This is a genomic window from Streptomyces sp. NPDC001549 (genome assembly GCF_042894025.1).
Classification (GTDB): Bacteria; Actinomycetota; Actinomycetes; order Streptomycetales; family Streptomycetaceae; genus Streptomyces; species Streptomyces kutzneri.
This window is the reverse complement of the sequence record NZ_JBIAVJ010000053.1, coordinates 1-16765: the sequence shown is the minus strand read 5'-3', so window position 1 is coordinate 16765 and position 16765 is coordinate 1. Positions and strand designations below refer to the sequence as shown.

14 protein-coding genes and 2 pseudogenes are annotated in these 16765 nt (G+C 72.1%); 6 read left to right on the top strand and 10 right to left on the bottom strand.

The window, feature by feature from the left end; translation table 11 throughout:
• Positions 1 to 93: 93 nt before the first annotated feature.
• Complete coding sequence (locus ACFY04_RS42275; protein ID WP_389126289.1) at positions 94 to 1335, bottom strand: FAD-dependent oxidoreductase; 1242 nt, start codon at positions 1333 to 1335, stop codon at positions 94 to 96.
• Positions 1336 to 1433: 98 nt separating this feature from the next.
• On the opposite strand from ACFY04_RS42275, the gene ACFY04_RS42270 reads away from it, so the two are divergent.
• A complete protein-coding gene (locus tag ACFY04_RS42270; RefSeq protein WP_389126286.1) occupies positions 1434 to 2438 on the top strand; it encodes a helix-turn-helix transcriptional regulator in 1005 nt (334 codons plus the stop codon).
• A 200-nt stretch (positions 2439 to 2638) separates the two neighbouring features.
• On the opposite strand, the gene ACFY04_RS42265 is transcribed toward ACFY04_RS42270, so the two are convergent.
• From ACFY04_RS42265 to ACFY04_RS42250, 4 genes are all read right to left on the bottom strand, one after another.
• Positions 2639 to 3292, bottom strand: a complete 654-nt coding sequence (locus tag ACFY04_RS42265) for an HAD family hydrolase (RefSeq protein WP_389126283.1) — start codon at positions 3290 to 3292, stop codon at positions 2639 to 2641.
• A 53-nt stretch (positions 3293 to 3345) separates the two neighbouring features.
• Positions 3346 to 3639 (bottom strand): DUF1905 domain-containing protein, encoded by a 294-nt coding sequence (locus ACFY04_RS42260; RefSeq protein WP_389126280.1) that lies wholly within the window; start codon positions 3637 to 3639, stop codon positions 3346 to 3348.
• 152 nt (positions 3640 to 3791) lie between these two features.
• Positions 3792 to 4913, bottom strand: coding sequence for a lipid II:glycine glycyltransferase FemX (locus ACFY04_RS42255; RefSeq protein ID WP_389126278.1), 1122 nt, complete (start codon positions 4911 to 4913; stop codon positions 3792 to 3794).
• 275 nt (positions 4914 to 5188) lie between these two features.
• A complete protein-coding gene (locus ACFY04_RS42250) occupies positions 5189 to 5920 on the bottom strand; it encodes an alpha/beta fold hydrolase (protein WP_389126275.1) in 732 nt (243 codons plus the stop codon).
• Positions 5921 to 6110: 190 nt separating this feature from the next.
• On the opposite strand from ACFY04_RS42250, the gene ACFY04_RS42245 reads away from it, so the two are divergent.
• Positions 6111 to 6506 carry a hypothetical protein gene (locus ACFY04_RS42245; protein WP_389126272.1) on the top strand — a complete coding sequence of 132 codons (396 nt, stop codon included), beginning with the start codon at positions 6111 to 6113 and terminating at the stop codon, positions 6504 to 6506.
• Here ACFY04_RS42245 and ACFY04_RS42240 read toward each other — a convergent pair.
• Positions 6457 to 7686 carry a trypsin-like serine peptidase gene (locus ACFY04_RS42240; protein WP_389126270.1) on the bottom strand — a complete coding sequence of 410 codons (1230 nt, stop codon included), beginning with the start codon at positions 7684 to 7686 and terminating at the stop codon, positions 6457 to 6459. The two genes, ACFY04_RS42245 and ACFY04_RS42240, sit on opposite strands and share 50 nt — an antisense overlap.
• A 12-nt stretch (positions 7687 to 7698) precedes the next feature.
• Complete coding sequence (locus ACFY04_RS42235) at positions 7699 to 9246, bottom strand: FAD-binding oxidoreductase (RefSeq protein ID WP_389126267.1); 1548 nt, start codon at positions 9244 to 9246, stop codon at positions 7699 to 7701.
• 223 nt (positions 9247 to 9469) lie between these two features.
• On the opposite strand from ACFY04_RS42235, the gene ACFY04_RS42230 reads away from it, so the two are divergent.
• On the top strand, positions 9470 to 10666 hold the full coding sequence (locus tag ACFY04_RS42230) for a cytochrome P450 (protein ID WP_389126265.1): 1197 nt from the start codon (positions 9470 to 9472) through the stop codon (positions 10664 to 10666).
• Between the two features lie 189 nt (positions 10667 to 10855).
• Here ACFY04_RS42230 and ACFY04_RS42225 read toward each other — a convergent pair whose 3' ends face one another.
• Both ACFY04_RS42225 and ACFY04_RS42220 read right to left on the bottom strand, forming a co-directional pair.
• Positions 10856 to 11509, bottom strand: coding sequence for a class I SAM-dependent DNA methyltransferase (locus ACFY04_RS42225; RefSeq protein WP_389126263.1), 654 nt, complete (start codon positions 11507 to 11509; stop codon positions 10856 to 10858).
• A 58-nt stretch (positions 11510 to 11567) separates the two neighbouring features.
• A complete protein-coding gene (locus ACFY04_RS42220) occupies positions 11568 to 13082 on the bottom strand; it encodes an IucA/IucC family protein (protein WP_389126261.1) in 1515 nt (504 codons plus the stop codon).
• 108 nt (positions 13083 to 13190) lie between these two features.
• On the opposite strand from ACFY04_RS42220, the gene ACFY04_RS42215 reads away from it, so the two are divergent.
• Both ACFY04_RS42215 and ACFY04_RS42210 read left to right on the top strand, forming a co-directional pair.
• On the top strand, positions 13191 to 14759 hold the full coding sequence (locus ACFY04_RS42215; protein ID WP_389126259.1) for an IucA/IucC family protein: 1569 nt from the start codon (positions 13191 to 13193) through the stop codon (positions 14757 to 14759).
• 22 nt (positions 14760 to 14781) lie between these two features.
• Positions 14782 to 14970, top strand: a pseudogene (locus ACFY04_RS42210) (transposase); the annotation flags it as partial.
• Between the two features lie 167 nt (positions 14971 to 15137).
• Here the strand turns inward: ACFY04_RS42210 and ACFY04_RS42205 are convergent.
• Positions 15138 to 16343: a hypothetical protein gene (locus ACFY04_RS42205; RefSeq protein ID WP_389126257.1), complete on the bottom strand. Its 1206-nt coding sequence runs from the start codon at positions 16341 to 16343 to the stop codon at positions 15138 to 15140.
• A gap of 78 nt (positions 16344 to 16421) precedes the next feature.
• Here ACFY04_RS42205 and ACFY04_RS42200 point away from each other — a divergent pair.
• Positions 16422 to 16676: pseudogene (locus ACFY04_RS42200) on the top strand (IS5/IS1182 family transposase); the annotation flags it as partial.
• Positions 16677 to 16765 lie beyond the last annotated feature (89 nt).

The window sequence follows — 16765 nt, the reverse complement described above, 5'->3', positions numbered from 1 at the left end:
GTCCCCGCTCCAGCACCGCAACCTGAACACACTCGGCCGGTACGGCTGCCGCGGGGACTGAGTCGCGTGAGCCGCGCGGCTCGCCGATATTGATCACCGATGACGCATCCGGGCGGCAGCGGCAAGGATCGGAGTGGTCACGGAGGTGGCGGCGGCGCCGAATACGGTGTCGGTGGCCAGGAGCAGGCGGACCGTTCGCATGGCAAGGGTGAGGACCTCGCTGCCGCGCCGGCGCATGCCCGCCTCGAATTGCTCCACGGCCACGGCCGTCGTCGTATCGCCGTTGTCGACGTCGGCCAGGTGCCGAAGCAGGGCGGCAGCATCGCGGATGGCCGCGCCGGCCCCCATTCCGGCGGTGGGCGGTGTCGCGTGGACGGCGTCGCCAAGCGCGGTGATGCGTCCCGCAGGCCATGGCGCGAGCTCGGAGGCGCGGGTCGATGCGGCGTTGAAGCGGTACGCGGCCACGCTGTGCGGGTCGGCCCGGGCGATGACTTCAAGCGTATGTTCGGCCCAGCCCTGCTCCTGGAACCGTCTCAACAGCGCGGCCTGCACAACGCCGTCGCGCAATCCGCGTAGGGAGTCGGTCGCGGGGGATTCGGGGAACATGGCGCCCCAGATATAGGTGGGACCAGTGGTGACGGACATCCGCAGCTCGGGGGCGTCGAGCGTGGCGTTGCCGACCGGGTCGAGGAAGCCGACATACAGAGCTGCACCCCGTGGGCCGATCGCCAGCCCTGATCGTGGTCCGAGTCGTTGCTGTTCACCGGGACTCAGGTCAGTGCGGAGGGTACGGCCGGAGAATCCGATGATGCCCGCCGGGCTGTTGGTCCGGCCTCCCGCCAGGTGCTGGGCAACCAGGGAGTGGGCGCCGTCCGCGCCCACCACCAGATCCGCCGAGACGGGTGCGCCGTCGGTGAACAGCACTCGGGGTAAGCCGTCATCGCCCAGGCCGACCTCGGACACCGTCCGCCCCAGATGCAGGTCATCGCCGACCTCCTCGGCCAGCAGCATGCGCAGAGTGATGCGATCGACATCGACGCCGGAATCGCCGCTGAGATCCCGCCCACGTCCGAGCAGCCGGCCGCGACGGTCCCAGAACGCGTCGCGGTCGCGCAGCCGCAGCGCCGAGGCCGACGCCAGCAGCCGCTGCGTGATCTCCGGCGCCACCAGCTCCCGTAGCGCTGACTGGGCCCGCTCGTCCAGGGTGATGTGGTAGCCGCCTGTCGCCGCCACGTCGGTGTCGCGGTCGAACACCGCCACTTCGAATCCCCCGCGGCGCAACCCCGCCCCCAGCGCGAGTCCACCGATCCCGCCACCGACCACGACAACACGCATAGCTGTCCGTCCCTTTCGACCACTGTTCGCCTGCACGAGCACTCAACAGTGACACCGGTAGTGGACACGGAGTGACCACTACCGGGCAGGATGGGACGATGGCGAATACCTCACGACGGGCATTGCGGCTGCTGTCCCTGTTCGGATCGCGCCGCCTGTGGCCACTGCGCGAGCTCGCGGCTTCGCTTGGGGTCGGTGAGCGCACCGTACGCCGCGACATCGAGACCCTGCGCCGGCTCGGATACCCGATCACCACCGTCCACGGGCCCGATGGCGGCTATCAGCTCGGTGCAGGGCACACCCTGCCTCCGCTGATGTTCGACCACGATCAGGCCCTTGCGGTCGCGGTGGCCCTGCAAACCGCGCCCAGCACGGTGTTCGGCCTCAGAGACGACGCGGCGCGGGCGCTGGTCACCCTGGAGCAGGCCATGCCTGCTGCGCTGCGGGAGTCGATGAAGTCCCTACGCCTGACCAGGTTGCAGAACTACTGGGAGTTCCCGGCACCACCCCTCGACTCGGCCGCGCTCACCACCGTGGGGGCCGCGGTGCGCCACCGGCACGTACTGGTCGCCGAAACCCTGCGCGCCGACGGCTCACGCCCCGAGACCAGCGACGACGACTTCCTGCCCGCCCGCCGCATCGAGCCCCACCATCTGGTCGTCTGGGCCGGCCGGTGGTACCTGGTCGCCTACGACCTCGGAGACCACCAGTGGCGAGTGCAGCGTGTCGATCGGCTCCGCCCCCGCCCCACGACACACCGCTTCGGTCCGCGCCTGCCTCCGTACGACGACCTCGCTCACTTCGTCATGAGCAGTCACGATCGCGGCGACACTCCCGCCGACTGGCAGTGCACCGGCCGAGCCCGGCTCAACTTGCCGGCCGGCGTCGTCGCCCGCTGGGCACCAAGCGGCTCGGTCGTGGAACACCTCGATACCGAGCACTGCCGCCTCACCCTCGGTGCCTGGTCCTGGGCCGGCATCGCCGGGATCCTCGCCACCTTCGACACCGAACTCACCGACGTCCACCCGCCCGAACTCGCAGACGCCTGCCACCGACTTGCCTGCAGATTGGCCACCGTCGCAGACACCGAAAGCAGACCGTAGCCGTCTCTTACCCCGCCGCCGAGCAGAACGATGTCGCCCAACTTCGGCAGCGCCTGACTGCTTGAAGACAACCAGGAGATCAAGTCTCTGTGTGCGCAGGGCCGGTTCTTCGGCGACCGCACGCAGGACCAACGGCAGCCACTCGGCCAGTTCTGCGGAATTGTCAATTCCTGTGGACGGTGAGGCCGGGGAGATGGTGGTCACGCATCGGTGAGGAGGCCGGGCAGTTTGCGCATGTCGTCGAAGATGACGGTGCCGGGGCCTTCAAGGCGGTGCGCGGGAGTCATTCCCCCGGCGTAGGCGAATGCGCGCATCCCTGCGGCTCGGGCTGCTTGAAGACCGTATTGGCTGTCCTCGACCACGGCGCATGCCTCGGGCGCGATGCCCATCTGCTGCGCAGCGTGGAGGAACAGATCAGGTGCCGGTTTGCCGTGCTCGACCTCGGTGGCGCTGAAGATGCTGCCTTCGAAGCGTTGATAGAGGCCGGTGATTCCGAGTGTGAGACGCATCTTGTCGTGGCTCCCGCTGGAAGCCACGCAGGTGGGGAGGTGCGTGAGCGCATCGAGGGCGTCGACGATGCCGGGGACGGGGGTGAGCTCGGCTGCCAAGGCGTCGCGGTAGAGCGGCGTGAACTCCTCCTCCCAGTCGGCCGGCAGGCTGTGCCCGAGGTGGGCCTCTATCTCCTTCGTCATCGACTGGCTTGACCGGCCCATGAATCGGTCGACGATCTCGGCTTCGGTGAGGTTCCACCCCAGTCTGGCCAGGACGAGGGCATCCACGCGCACGGCGATGCGCTCACTGTCGACCAATACGCCGTCGCAGTCGAATATGACGAGTTCAATCGGATGGATCATCCCCGCAGGATAGGCGGGCTCTCCCCGTCACGCCGTGGTGGGACCGGCAGCGTTCAGCCCGGTAGGCGCACCGTCATCTCCACGGTCACGTCGTCTCCTGCCACCAGCCCCAGCGGCGTTCGGACAGCGTTCTTGACGGGCAGCAAGTAACCGCCCTCCCTCGGGAAGAGCGACGTCTCGAAGGTGACTTCGCCGATACTGGCCTCGACAGGGACGACTCCCCAGCCGTAGGTGGCCGCCGAAGCCACCTGCCGTACGTCGGCGCAGGGCTCTTCCGGCACGGGGACGAAGTAGAAGGGCGCAGGTCCACGCCACTCGATCACCTGGCTGGCGAAGACCATGCGCATGAGGGCAGTTCTCTCCTGGGGAGGGCGGCGGCAGGCGTGCTGGTTCCGCTCACCCTACGCGGCGGCCACCCGTTCACCGTCAGGTGATGTCGTCGGTGCCGTTCCACCGAAACTGGATCCGTGCCCACGACCAGCGCGTGGGCCCCCTCAGCTCAGCGGCGAGACATGTAGAGGTCGAGGGCCTTGTGGAGGAGCTTGTTGAGCGGGAAGTCCCACTCGCCGAGGTATTCGGCGGCCTGGCCGCCGGTGCCGACCTTGAACCGGAGCAGGCCGAGCAGGTGGTTGGACTCCTCCAGGGTGTCGGTGATGCCGCGCAGGTCGTAGACGCTCGCGCCCAGTTCGTGGGCGTCGGACATCATCCGCCACTGGATGGCGTTGTTCGGCTGGACTTCGCGCTTGCGGCTGGTGGAGGCCCCGTAGGAGTACCAGACGTGCTCACCAACGGTCAGCATCGTGGCCGCGGCCAGCACCTCGCCCTCGTGATGGGCCAGGTACAGCCGCATCCGGTCGGCGTCTTCGGCCCGGAGCGCGGTCCACATGCGCTGAAAGTAGGCCAGCGGGCGGGGGATGAACCGGTCGCGTTCCGCGGTCTCCTTGTAGATCTCGTAGAAGGCGGGCAGATCCTCGTAGCCTCCCTGGACGACCTTGACGCCGGCCTTCTCGGCCTTCTTGACGTTGCGGCGCCACTGCTGGTTGAAGCCGCGCTGGACCTCCTCCAGCGACTTTCCGGCGAGCGGGACCTGGAAGACGTAGCGCGGCTGCCCCGCACTGAACCCGTCCTCGCCGCCCACTTCGCCCTGCTGCCATCCCAAGCGGCGCAGCCGGTCGGCGACATCGAAGGCCCGCGGCTCGCACGAACTGGCCTCGACGTCGCGCAGCCGGCCTGCCCGAGGGTCTGCGATGGCGTCCTTGACCGTTCCCGCATCCCAGCGGCGCACGATCACGGGCGGACCCATTTTCACCGAGAACGCGCCGCGGGTCTTGAGATAGGCCAGCATCGGCTCGAGCCACCGCTCGAGATCCGGGGCGTACCAGTCGATGACCGGACCTTCGGGAAGGTAGGCGAGGTACCGCTTGAGCCTCGGCACCGGCCGGAACAGTACGAGCGCCACCCCGACGATCCGGCCGGTCCCGTCGATCCATCCGAGGCTCTCCGCCCGCCAGTCCGGCTTCACGTCCCCCCACGAGGGCACCTGCATGTGACTCGCGGAGGGCCGGTCCTTGATGAAGGCCAGATGCTCGTCACGGCTGATCGCTCGCAAACGGAAGGTCATGCGCGGTGCTCCTTTGTCCGACTTGTCCGACGCGCCAGCCTACTTCGCAGACTTCACGCCCCGCCTCGCCACGTGCTTGGTGTGCCGAACACGGCGACGCCGTGGGGCCGGCGCTGGAGTGGCCCCCGGCGGGCGGGATCCGCTGCGTCGGCCTGTCTCCCGCCGCGCGGCGGCACGGCCGTCCGTGGTCGGGCGGACCGCCGCCACGGCTGGTGGAGTGCTGTTGCAAGGGCGCTCGGGCAGGCCTGGTGATGGGCCCCTGCTCAGGCGGGCGGTCAGCTCCGAGCAGGTATGTCCAGGGCGAAGCGGCGGACGGCATCCGTGAAGGCATCTGGATCGTCGAAGTTCGCGAGGTGTCTCGCCCGCGGGATCAGTTCGATGCGGGCGTGCGGATGAGCCCGGACGAAGTCCGCCTCGCCGGACCGGAAGACGGTGTCCTTCTCGCCGTTCAGGATGAGCACGGGAGCCGACACATGCCGCATCGCATCCGCGTCGAAGCGGCCCAGTACCTCACCCCAGGCGGTCGGCAGAGTGTGGAATGCGTAGCCGGCGCGGATGGTGGCGTCCACCACCTCGGGAGAGTAGAGCAGGCGTAGGAACCTGTCGTTCCAGCGGGTCAACCGGTCCGCCGGTATGCGAGGGACGAGCCCGGCGATCCACCGGTACGGCGTTGCCCACGGACCACGCGTCGAGGCGCTGGCCCCCGCAAGAACCAGCCCCCGCAGCTGCTCCGGGCAGCGTCGCGCGAACTCCAGCGAGGCGTATCCGCCAAGCGAGTGCCCGACGACCAGAGCGGGTCCGCGGTCGAGCGAGTCCACCGCAGAAGAGATGATCTCCGTCGCCGCGCTCAGACTCCAGGGCTGAGCAGAGCGCGCGCCGTGGCCCGGTAGGTCAACGGCGGCCACCCGAAAGTCTTTCTGGAGCGCGGCGAGCTGTGGGCTCCATTGACCCGCGCTGAACCGCGTCCCGTGTACGAAGACGATGGGTGGTGCATCCGTAGCCGTCATGAGTCCCCCAGATCCGCGTTCTCTCCGGACCGACTCTACTGGCGGGCCGTCCATGCCGCTGAGAGGGGGAGACGCTTGTCACGAGGACGTTCAGACTGTCCAATCGCGACGGGGTACGGGTATGACGCACCTGCCGGCCCCCGGTATCCGCTCGTACGTACCCCGGGCGGCATCGGCTCGTTGACCCGGCATGGAACTGCCGACCATCGCGGCGCCGGGCGTCGGTGAACGGGCCGACGCCGTGGCGGATGCCGCCTGCCACCTCTACGACACCATCGCCCCCTGGGGAACCGGCGCGCCCGGCGGATGGAGCCGGACCGCCGCCGAGGACGCCGCCGAGGCGATCGAGACCACCGCGCACGCCCTCGCGTCCGTCGACCCGGGCGCCGAGGTGGTCCTCGCGCCCGTCCACGCGGCCCTCGCCGACCTGCGCCGCCGGCTCGGCCTCGTGCCCGCCGACGCGCTGGGCGGCGACGGGCTTGCGGCGACCCCGCGTACGGTCGGCAACCCGCGCCGGACCCGCTGGGCGCGGGTGCTCACCGCCGCGCCTTCGCCCCGGCAACCGCCTTCTCGTACAACTTCCTGATGTCCGCGCCGAAGTAGGAGCTGTACGAGGTGTCGGCCTTGTCCCCGCCGGTCTTCCAGCCGCCGATGACCCCCACCACGTCACCGGTCCCGATGCGCGCGTCGTAGCGGGTCAGGAACGGCCCGCCGCTGGTCCCGCCGGGATAGCCCGTGCAGTTGATCCGCAGGAACGATCCCGGGATCCGCGCGTCGGCACTGGTGAACTTCGTCGTCCGGTTGACGCATACGCGCGGCCGGGCGGCGGAGGCCGGGTAGCCGATCAACGTGACCCGCGCGTGTGCGTAACCGGCGCCGGTCACCAGCCGGTTCCCGCCGACCACCGTCTCCACCGGGAAGCCGCGGGCGTCCGGACCCACCTGGGCGAAGGCCACGTCGAGGGCGGCCGCGCGGTCGACGCCCTGGGAGCGGTAGCGCGGGTCGATCCAGATCTTGGACCGCCCGCCGGCGTCCCGCGGGACCGGGAACATGCCGTAGGGCTGCGGCTTCGCCCGCGTGTACTGCGGTACGAAGGCCACCTGCTGGGTGTCGGAGCCGAGCAGGCAGTGCGCTGCCGTGAGCACCAGGTTGCGGCCGGGGGAGGAGACCACGCTCGCGGTGCAGAAGTAGGCCCCGCCGCCCTTGACGAGGTACATCCGGCCGGCGACCGGGATGCCGTCGAAGTTCTGCCCGATGCCGGGGGTGAGGGCCGGCAGCCGCGGAACGGCCGGGCGTGCCGGGGCCGGAAGCGGAGCCGGAGCCGATGGCGCACGGGTGGGCGTAGGAACGGCACCGGGTGTGCGTGTGGGAGTGGGTGCTGGTGTGGGTGCGGGAGTGGGTGTGGGTGCGGGTGCGGGAGTGGGTGTGGCGGCCGGGGTCGCGGACGGCACCGGGAGTCCTGTCACGACGGGGGTCGGCGTGGCGACCGGGATCTCCTCGGCGGGTTCGGCCGGTTCGGCGGGTTCCGTCGGCTCCGGCGGTTCGGGCAGCTCGGGCGTTGCGGGATCCACGAGTTCGGGCGGCACGGGCGGCAACGGGGCGGCGGAGGCCATCCGTTCGGCGGTCCAGAAGGACTGCGCCTCACGCGCCGACCAGCGGCCGACGGTCACCGGGGTGGCGACGCTCCCGGCCTCGGCCAGGGGCAGCGGCCCTCCCGGCACCAGCAGGGCGGCCGCCACCACGGCCATCGTCAACGTACGTCGCATGCCGGACACTCCCTAAAGGGCCTGGGGGAAACGGAAGAGCCGGTCCGGGTCGTAGACACGCCGGACCTCCTGCAGGCGCGCGAGGTTCGGGCCGTAGTAGGCCTCGCGCCAGCCCGTGAGCTTGGGGTCGGTGTAGTTCTGGTAGGCGCGGCCGCTCGCCCAGGGGCGCAGGTCCTGCCAGAGCGCGTCGAGCCAGCCCTGGTGCCGGGCCACCTCGGCGGCCGGTGCGGATGCAGGCCAGTAGGCGAGGTACTGGGCGAGGAAGGCGCTGTCGCGGTGCACGAAGGCGGTGGAGCCGGCCGGGACGCGGTTCACGGCACCGCCGCAGACCCCGTCGAACTGGACCACGCCCAGGCCGCCCCGGGGCACGCTCGTCCCGTACCGCCGCACGGCGTCCAGGACCGCGCCGATCGCCGCGTCCGGCAGCCCGCCGCCCGCCCAGAAGTCGGACCGGGCGCCGTACGAATCCCGGCCGAGCCGTCCCTGCGGGTCCCGGCCCGGCAGCGTGCCCGGCAGCCGGCACTGCGCGGGGCTCAGCTCCAGGCAGCCCGACATGGCCCGGACGGTGTCCTCATGGCTGCGTACGACGATCCAGTTGTCCCGTGGCGCCCCGCCGACCAGGTCGGACAGCCGGGTCAACTGCCGCTCCAGCTCCTGGCGCCCGTCGAGGCACACCACCCGCACCGCCGGTGGCGCCCCGGCCCCGGTGCCCGCCTCGACGGTGAATTCCACCTGGCTCCAGAACGGGTCCGGCAGCCCGGCCAGCCAGCGCTGCCAGCCGCGCAGCACGGCCGCGGAGTCGCCGCCGGACCAGTGGAGTTCGGCGAAGGCGCACGCGCCGACCGGGTGCGTACGGAAGCGGAACTCGGTGACCACGCCGAAGTTGCCGCCGCCACCGCCGCGCAGCGCCCAGAAGAGCTCCGGATCCCGGTCGGCGGAGACGTCCCGGACGATCCCGTCAGGGGTGACCACCCGGGCACCGGTGAGCCGGTCGGCGGTGGTCCCGTACGCCCGCGAGGCCAGGCCCAGGCCGCCGCCGAGGGTGAGTCCGGCGATGCCGACGGAGGGGCACAGGCCGGTCGGGACGGACCGGCCGTGCCCGGCGAGGGCCGCGTGCACGTCCCCGAGCCGGGCCCCGGCTCCGATCCGCAGGCTGCCGCCGCCGTCGCTGTCGCGGTCGCCGCCGTCGTTGCCCTCGACCGACACCGCGGCCATGGCCCCGGTGTCGACGACCAGCCCGGCGGATCGCGTGGACCAGCCTGCGTAGCTGTGCCCGCCGCCGCGCGGGACCACGGGCGCGGCCGAGCGGCGGGCGAAGTCCAGGCAGACGGCCACGTCCCCGGCGTGCGCGGGATAGGCCACGGCGGCCGGGGCGACGGTGTCGTAGCGGGGCTGGAACAGCCGGCGGGCCTCCGGGTAGTCCCGGTCCCCGGGGAGCACCACGCGCCCGTCGATCCCGCGCGCCAGCGCACCGTAGTCCGGGGTCCGGGCCGCCGCCCCGACGGTGGCGAGGACGGCCGCGGCCGCGCTGCCCAGGACTTGGCGGCGATTGAGGCTCATACCTCCTTCCTGCCACCGCCCGGGCCGATAGCCGTGCAGGCGGGTCCCACACGCACCGGGGTGCCCCCTGAACGGCGCACAGCCGAAACGGCTCGACTTGTCCTATTGCCGTATCGCGATCCGTGACCCGCAACCCGTGACCCGCAACCCGCGATCCGTGACCCGCGAACGTGACCCGCAAAACCGTTCCGCGACCCGCGAACGGCCGCCGTACGCTGCCCCCATGGCCCTCGTGGATCTCAGCGCGCACGCCGACGCGTTCAACGCCGACCCGTACCCCTTCTACGACGCGCTGCGCACCGCCGGCCCCGTCCACCGGCTGGTGCTGGGCGGGGAACGCACCTGGCTGGTCGTCGGTCACGAGGAGGCCAGGCAGGCCCTCGCCCATCCGGGACTGTCGAAGAACTGGCTCGGCTCCGAGCTGTTCGCGAGCACCGTGCCCGTCCCGGCCGTCGCCACCAGCATGCTGGATACCGATCCGCCGCATCACACCCGGCTGCGCCGCCTGGTGGCCCGGGAGTTCACCGCCCGCCGCGTGGAGTCCCTGCGCCCGCGCGTCCAGCAGATCACCGACGAGCTGCTCGAAGCGATGGCGGCCCGGCCCGACCGCCGGGCCGACCTGATCACGTCCTTCGCCGTCCCGCTGCCGATGACAGTCATCTGCGAACTCCTCGGCGTCCCCGGCCTGGACCGACAGCGCTTCCGCTACTGGTCGGGCGAGATCGTCGCCCCGCTCGACGGTGTCGGCGCGGACCCCCGTGCCGTCGAGGAGATGACCGCGTACCTCCTCGAACTCGTCGCGGCCAAGGCCGAGGATCCCGGCGAGGACCTGCTCAGCGCCCTGATCCGCACCCGCGACGAGGACGGCGGCCGGCTTTCCCCCGACGAGCTGATCGGGATGGCCTTCCTCCTGCTGGTCGCGGGTCACGAGACCACCGTCAACCTGATCGGCAACGGCGTACGGGCCCTGCTCGCGCACCCCGCCCAGCTCGCCGCGCTGCGCGCCGACCCGGACGGGCTGATCGACGGGGCGGTGGAGGAGATGCTCCGCTACGACGGCCCGGTCCAGCACGCCACGTACCGTTTCGCCGCCGCGGACCTGGAGCTGGGCGGCGTCACCATCACGGCCGGCTCCTCCGTCCTGGTCGCCCTCGCCGCGGCGGACCGCGATCCGGCGCGCTTCGCGCAGCCCGGGCCGGACGTCTTCGACATCCGCCGCAGCGGCCCGGGCCACCTCGCCTTCGGTCACGGCATCCACTTCTGCCTCGGCGCCCCGCTCGCCCGCATGGAGGGCCGCATCGCGGTCCGGGCCCTGCTGGAGCGCTTCCCGGACCTCGCCAGCGACCCGGACGCGGGCCCGCCCGACTGGCTCCCGGGCACCTTGATGCGGGGCGTGACACGGCTGCCGCTGCGCTGGTGAGGGTGGGCCCTACGACGCCCCTTCCGGCCGGCGGCGACGTGTCCGCGTGGGCCCGGGGCAGCAGACGCGGTCGGCTCCTCCACCGGGTCACCGTCCCGGAAGCGCCGCAGGCCACCGCGTCCTCGATGTTCATGGCGACGGTCGACAGCGCCGTCGGAGCGGCGGCCCCTGCGCTGGGACCTCGGCGGACTACCCCTTGCGTACCAGCAGGAAGCCCTGGGGGGACCTCTCGTCGGGGACCGGCTCGCGGACCAGGCGGGCCACCTCGGTCAGTCCGGCCCCGGCCAGCAGGCCCGCGATCAGCTCGGGCGGTGTCCGGTACACGTCGAGGTCGACCGGATGCCCGTACGCGTGGTCCAGCCGGACCCGCTCGTCGCCCGCCTTGAAGGCGATCAGGAGGTGGCCGCCCGGCGCCAGCACGCGGGCGAACTCCGCGAACAGCGCAGGCAGCCCGGAGGGCGGGGTGTGCACGGTGGAGTACCAGGCCAGCACCCCGCCGAGGACCCCGTCGGCCACGTCCAGGGCGGCCATCGACCCCACCTCGAAACGCAGCCCCGGATACGTCCGGCGGGCCACCGCCACCATCGCCGGGGACAGGTCGACGCCGAAGACCCGTACACCCAGCCCGTCCAGATGCGCCGTCACCCGGCCCGGGCCGCAGCCAAGGTCGGCCACCGCCCGGCCCCCGCCGCCCGCGTCGTCGCGCACGTACTCGGCGAAGGCCGCCAACATGGCCCGGTCCAGCGGCTTTCCGGTCAGTTCGGCGCTGAGCAGCCGCGCGTAGTCGACGGCGACGGCGTCGTAGGACGCCCGTACGGAGCTGAGGTACGAGGTCTCTGTCATGCCCCTGAACAGTAGCCTCCAGAGCCCCTCCGAGGGGAAACCGGCCGAGTGCTCCCGCTCACCCCCCGACCAGCGGATTGGGCAGTTCCGCCCACTGGTCGCCCGGAACCCCGGGACTCAGCCGCATCAGGGTGAGCGCCTTGGTGGGCAGCGGTCCGGTCAGCAGCACCTCGGTGTCCGCGGTGGCCGGCAGGGCGGCCACCTCCGTGAGGGCCTCGGCGAAGGCCCCGGCCGAGCCCCCCGTGGCCCCGAGCGCCCCCGTCAGCAAGGACCCGAACAGCTTGCGCCGCAGCACGGTCACGTCGTCGGTGACCAGCCTGCCGGACAGGGGCGGCACCGGCAGGCCGTGCCGGGCCAGCCGCGCCGGGCTGATCCGGATGTCGGCGAGGTCGCGGTAGACCAGCCGCAGCGGGGCGCCGGTGGGGGAGAGGACGACGAGGAGGTTCTGGCCGTGGGCCTCCAGGGCCACCCCGAGCTCCAGCACCCGCAGGCACACCGAGAGCGCGAGCCGCGCGAACTCGGCCCGCCAGGCCGCCGAGCGCGCCGGGCCGAAGGAGGCCAGGGCCGCCACCGGCAGCACCCGCTCACCGGCGGCGGCGTCCGCGTACACCTCCGGGGGCTCGCGCAGCACGGCCGCCAGATCCGGACTGTGCGCGGTCGTGGCGCCCAGCGTGCGGGTGATGTGCAGCCGGCCGTCGAGCCGCTCGGACAGACCCTGGGCGAAAGCCGAGACGGCCGCCGCGGTCTCGATGGAGTAGACGGAGATGTCCCGCACGGACGAGGTCAGCCGGGCGCTCAGCGCGGTCTTCACGTGCGCCCCGCCGTCGGCGGGGGCCAGGGTGCGCAGGGCCATCAGCGGGTGCGCCGCGAAACCGGGCCGCACCCGCTCGTGCTTCAGGACGTGCGCCGCCTGCCACGGGTGCACCGGGACCAGGACCCGGCCCGCGTCCCGCAGCTCCTCCGGCCAGTCGCCGGTGACCAGGCATTCCTCGGCCCGTACGGCGACCAGCCCGAGTTCCACCACCGGCCGGTGCTCGGGCGCGTACGCCAGCTGCTCGGCCACCGAGAAACCGGGCCGGGAACGGCAGTTCGGGTGGTAGGGATGCCCGTCGACCACCCGCTGCTCCCATTCCCAGGTGGTCAGCGGGGCGGGGTCCTCCCCGGCGGGCGGCTGACCGGCCCGGGAGAGCGCAAGGGAAGCCGTACAGGCGTCCAGCTCGGCGGCGAAGTGCTCCCCGTGCGGCACCCCGAGGGCCGTCACCAGCCGCGCGGCCTGCCGGTAGGGCCTGCCGTCGAGCAGCAGCTCGCTCACGTAGGGCCCGGTCGCGTACGGATCCGGCAGCGGGCCCTCCAGCCGGGCGCCCCCGGCCAGCAGCAGCGCCAGGCCGTCGGGCGCGTGCTCCCGGCCCACGACCCAGGGCAGGGGCTCGAAGGCCAGGGCCCGCCACAGCCGGGTCAGCACGGCCGCCCGCGCACCGCCGAGCGCGGCGGCGTACGAGGGTCCGAGCGACGGGCGTACGCCGGCCAGTTCGGCGGCGACGGCCTCTTCGGCCGGGGAGGGGGAAGGATGCATGCTGAGGCTCCGGCATCGGAATATCGCTTTACGGGATGATCAAGTAATGATTGCGGATACTGAAGATCACGACTGGTGGTTACGCCCTGCGAACCTCCGGCGCACCGGATGGACCGAATGGAAACAGTGGACCTCAACGCCGCCGCCGACGCGTACGCCGCCGCCCCGCTCCTGAACTGCCTGCTCAGAGAGGCGGCCGAACCCGCCGAGGAGTACGACGCGGGCGCGGGAACAGATCTGCGCGTCCACCGGCTGCGCGGCAGCGGGCGGCTGCTCCGGGTGCGCGGGGGACGCCGGCCCGAACGCCCCGAACTGCGCGCGGCGGAGGGCTGGCACCCGCTCAGTCACGCCGAACTGGCCAAACTCGTCTCCGACGAACTGGGCCGGTTCACCGGTGTTCCCAACGACGAGCTCCCCGTCGAGATCACCGACAGCCGCGACGCGATCGCCGCGCTGCTGGCCGCCCGGGCCGCGGCCGAACCCCCGGCGGACCCGTACCTCCTCTCCGAGCAGTCCCTGGTGATGGGCCACCCCCACCACCCCGCCCCCAAGGCACGCGGCGGCGCGCCGGCCGGGAGCTGGCTGCCGTACGCGCCCGAGGCCTACGCCCGGTTCCCGCTGGTCTTCCTGGGGCTGCGCGAGGACCAGACCGCCGAGGAGGGCGGCCCGGCCGCCTCCGCCGCGATCGACGCCCTCGCCGACGCCCTCGACGGGCCGCGCGCTCCCGCCGGATACCGACTGCTGCCCGCCCACCCCTGGCAGCTCGACCTGGTCGGCGAGAGGCCCGCGGTCCGCGAGGCCTTCGCCGACGGGCGGCTGCTGCGACTCGGCGAGTCCCGGCGGCCGGCCTGGCCGACCGCCTCGATCCGGACCCTGTACGTACCGGACGCGGCGGCGGACCTCTTCGTGAAGTTCAGCCTCGACGTCCGGATCACCAACGACGTGCGCCGGCTGTGGCGCCACGACCTGCTGAAGCTGCGCCGTACCGATGCGGCCGTCGAGGCCGGTTTCGCCGCCCTGCGCCGGACCGGCGCGGCCGCGGCCTGGCTGCCCGACCGCGGCTACCGCACCGCCGCCTTCGCCTTCGAGGAGCTCGCCGTCCTGGTCCGCGACGGCCTGCACGCGCACACCGTGCCCGGGGCCACGCCGCTGCTGGCCGCCGCGCTCGCCGAGGGCTACCCCGGAAGCCCGCCGGCCGGGACCACCGACCCGGTCCGCTGGTGGCGGGCGTACCTGCGCCAGGTCGTGCCGCCGGTGCTGGAACTGTTCGCCCGGCGGGGCATCGTGCTGGAGGCCCACCTCCAGAACACCCTGGTCGCCGTCGACGCGGACGGCCTGCCGGTGCAGGCCCTCTTCCGGGACGCGGAGGGGGTCAAACTGCCCGCGGACCTGCCGCGGGCGGATGCCTGGCAGCGCCTGGTCTACTGCCTGGTCGTCAACAACCTGACGGAGATCGCGGGAGCGCTGTCCGGACGGTATCCGGACAGCGCGCCGCTCCTGTGGCCGGCCGCGCGGGAGGAGTTCCTGCGCTACGACGCCACCCGCGGGCTTCCCGAGATCGCGGAACTGCTCGCCGCCGCGACCCTGCCGGGCAAGACCAACCTGCTGCTGCGCTGGACACGGGCGGACGGCGCGGACGCCCGCTACCTGCCCCTGCCGAACCCGCTGCGCGGCTAAGGCCTGTCTGATAATTGATCTTGTGGCAGGCCGAGGTGAGTAGACGGAGGCGGCGTGGGAGTGGATAGAGCCCTTGTTGCCGCAGGTGGATGGGCGTGGTCGGCCGTGGCGTGATCACCGGCAGGTGGTCAATGGTGTGCTGTGGCGGTTGCGGACCGGGGCTCCGTGGCGTGACCTGCCCGAGCGGTATGGGCCGTGGCAGACCGTCTGGTCGTACGCCGCCGCGGACGACCACGGAGCCGTCGAAATCCGGGATGAAGAGTGACATGGCGGCTCCTGGTGCTCCTGGTGCTCCTGGTGCTTCTGGTGCGCGGATGGCGGAACACCCCAGTCGATACCCCCCCAGGGCGCGCCGCGCACGCCCCGGACGGCCGTGTGTCAGCTCGGGCGCTCGTAGTTGGTCAGGACGCAGCCCTCGACCTGGGCCTTCTCCAGCCGGTAGCCGGCCGGCGCGGTGAAGCCGGTCTCGCAGTTCAGGTACAGGAACTGGAGCTGGTACAGCCCGCGGCGGACGTTCGCGTTGTTGGTCTCCACGGCGATGTTCGTGCCGACCAGCAGCTTGCTCGCAGTGGCCTTGAGGCGCCCGTCGTCGTTCAGGTCGGCCAGCTGCGCCGCCTTGGCCTTGGTCTGGAGGGTCTTCATGTCGGAGACGGTGTCCAGCCAGTTCAGGTTGTGCGCGCGCCGCTCCCCGCCGAGCTGGCCGCAGACCGCTCGCTGCTTGACGCCCCAAGCGCTCGCGGGGCCGTCGACGACCGGCATGTAGTCGATCGACTGTACCTGCTCGTCGGTGACCTTCATGCTCGTGCAGTCGACCGTGTGCGGGCTGACGAGCTTCTTCAGCTCGGCGATGCTGCCGGCGCTCGGCAGGCCCAGGCTGCCGGTGGACGGCTGGCCCGGCTTCGCGGCTCCCTCGGTGGAGGGGTCGCGGACCGCCCCGCGGTGGGGGCTGCCCTGGCCGTCGGGGCTGTTGACGTAGTCGGTGAGGAAGCAGCCCTCGACCAGGGCCTTCTCCTTCTTGAACCCCTCCGGGACGAAGACGTCGGGGTTGCAGCTCAGGATGCGCAGGTCGGAGTTGGGCGGGTCGACCAGGGACACGGCGGTGGCGGTCTTGAGCGCGGTCAGGGCGAAGGTCTTGCCCACGACCGTGCGGCTGGCGAGGTCGGTGTTGTCCCGGCCCTCGGCGAGCAGCTTCGCGGCGTTGTCCTTGGCGGCCTGCTGGAAGGCCTTCATGTCCGGGGTCAGGAAGAGGACGGTCTCGCCCCGCGCCTTCTTGTCCGTGCAGACGCCGCGCTCCGTGATGCCCCAGTCCCCGGCGCCGATGAACCCGCTCAGCGGCACCCGGCTGTCGTTCGGGTCGGTGCTGAGGTTCTCGCAGGACGTGTACTGCTGTACGTGGGCCTGCGCCCCGGCCAGCGTGGCGGGCGCGGCGCCGGCGGCCGTGGGGGAGGCGGGGGCGGCGCCCCGAGCGCTCGCGGAGGGGCTCGCGGCGGGCGGGCCCGGCTTGGGGGAGTCCTCGCAGGCGGTGGCGAGAGTGGTGAGCGCGGCGAGGGCCGCGGTCGCGGCGGATATCCGCTGGAGGCGCATGGGTGTCTTCCGTCGGCTGGACACGGCACGGGGGGATGGCGTGCCCATGCTAAGGCCACCTGTCTGAAAATTGATCTTGTGGCAGGTCGAGGTGAGTTGACGGAGGCGGCGTGGGAGTGGATAGAGCCCTTGTTGCCGCAGGTGGATGGGCGTGGTCGGCCGTGGCAGACCGTCTATGAGCGGTTTGCCCGCTGGGAGGCGGACGGCACGTGGGCAAGGCTGTTGGAGCATGTGCAGGTCCGCGACGACACGGAGGGCCGGGTGGAGTGGACCGTCGCCGTCGACTCCACGATCAACCGTGCTCACCAGCACGCCGCTGGCGCACGTAAAAGGTGCCTCTATGGTTTTCGTCAAGCCGTGACGGGGGTGGGCGGCTGGTAGAAGGTGCCGTCCCGGAGCATGGCGAACAGGACGTCGATGCG

Coding starts and splice junctions, on each gene's coding strand:
- ACFY04_RS42275 (WP_389126289.1), bottom strand. CDS start 1,335: ATGCGTGTTGTCGTGGTCGGTGGCGGGATCGGTGGACTCGCGCTGGGG.
- ACFY04_RS42270 (WP_389126286.1), top strand. CDS start 1,434: ATGGCGAATACCTCACGACGGGCATTGCGGCTGCTGTCCCTGTTCGGA.
- ACFY04_RS42265 (WP_389126283.1), bottom strand. CDS start 3,292: ATGATCCATCCGATTGAACTCGTCATATTCGACTGCGACGGCGTATTG.
- ACFY04_RS42260 (WP_389126280.1), bottom strand. CDS start 3,639: ATGCGCATGGTCTTCGCCAGCCAGGTGATCGAGTGGCGTGGACCTGCG.
- ACFY04_RS42255 (WP_389126278.1), bottom strand. CDS start 4,913: ATGACCTTCCGTTTGCGAGCGATCAGCCGTGACGAGCATCTGGCCTTC.
- ACFY04_RS42250 (WP_389126275.1), bottom strand. CDS start 5,920: ATGACGGCTACGGATGCACCACCCATCGTCTTCGTACACGGGACGCGG.
- ACFY04_RS42245 (WP_389126272.1), top strand. CDS start 6,111: ATGGAACTGCCGACCATCGCGGCGCCGGGCGTCGGTGAACGGGCCGAC.
- ACFY04_RS42240 (WP_389126270.1), bottom strand. CDS start 7,686: ATGCGACGTACGTTGACGATGGCCGTGGTGGCGGCCGCCCTGCTGGTG.
- ACFY04_RS42235 (WP_389126267.1), bottom strand. CDS start 9,246: ATGAGCCTCAATCGCCGCCAAGTCCTGGGCAGCGCGGCCGCGGCCGTC.
- ACFY04_RS42230 (WP_389126265.1), top strand. CDS start 9,470: ATGGCCCTCGTGGATCTCAGCGCGCACGCCGACGCGTTCAACGCCGAC.
- ACFY04_RS42225 (WP_389126263.1), bottom strand. CDS start 11,509: ATGACAGAGACCTCGTACCTCAGCTCCGTACGGGCGTCCTACGACGCC.
- ACFY04_RS42220 (WP_389126261.1), bottom strand. CDS start 13,082: ATGCATCCTTCCCCCTCCCCGGCCGAAGAGGCCGTCGCCGCCGAACTG.
- ACFY04_RS42215 (WP_389126259.1), top strand. CDS start 13,191: ATGGACCGAATGGAAACAGTGGACCTCAACGCCGCCGCCGACGCGTAC.
- ACFY04_RS42205 (WP_389126257.1), bottom strand. CDS start 16,343: ATGCGCCTCCAGCGGATATCCGCCGCGACCGCGGCCCTCGCCGCGCTC.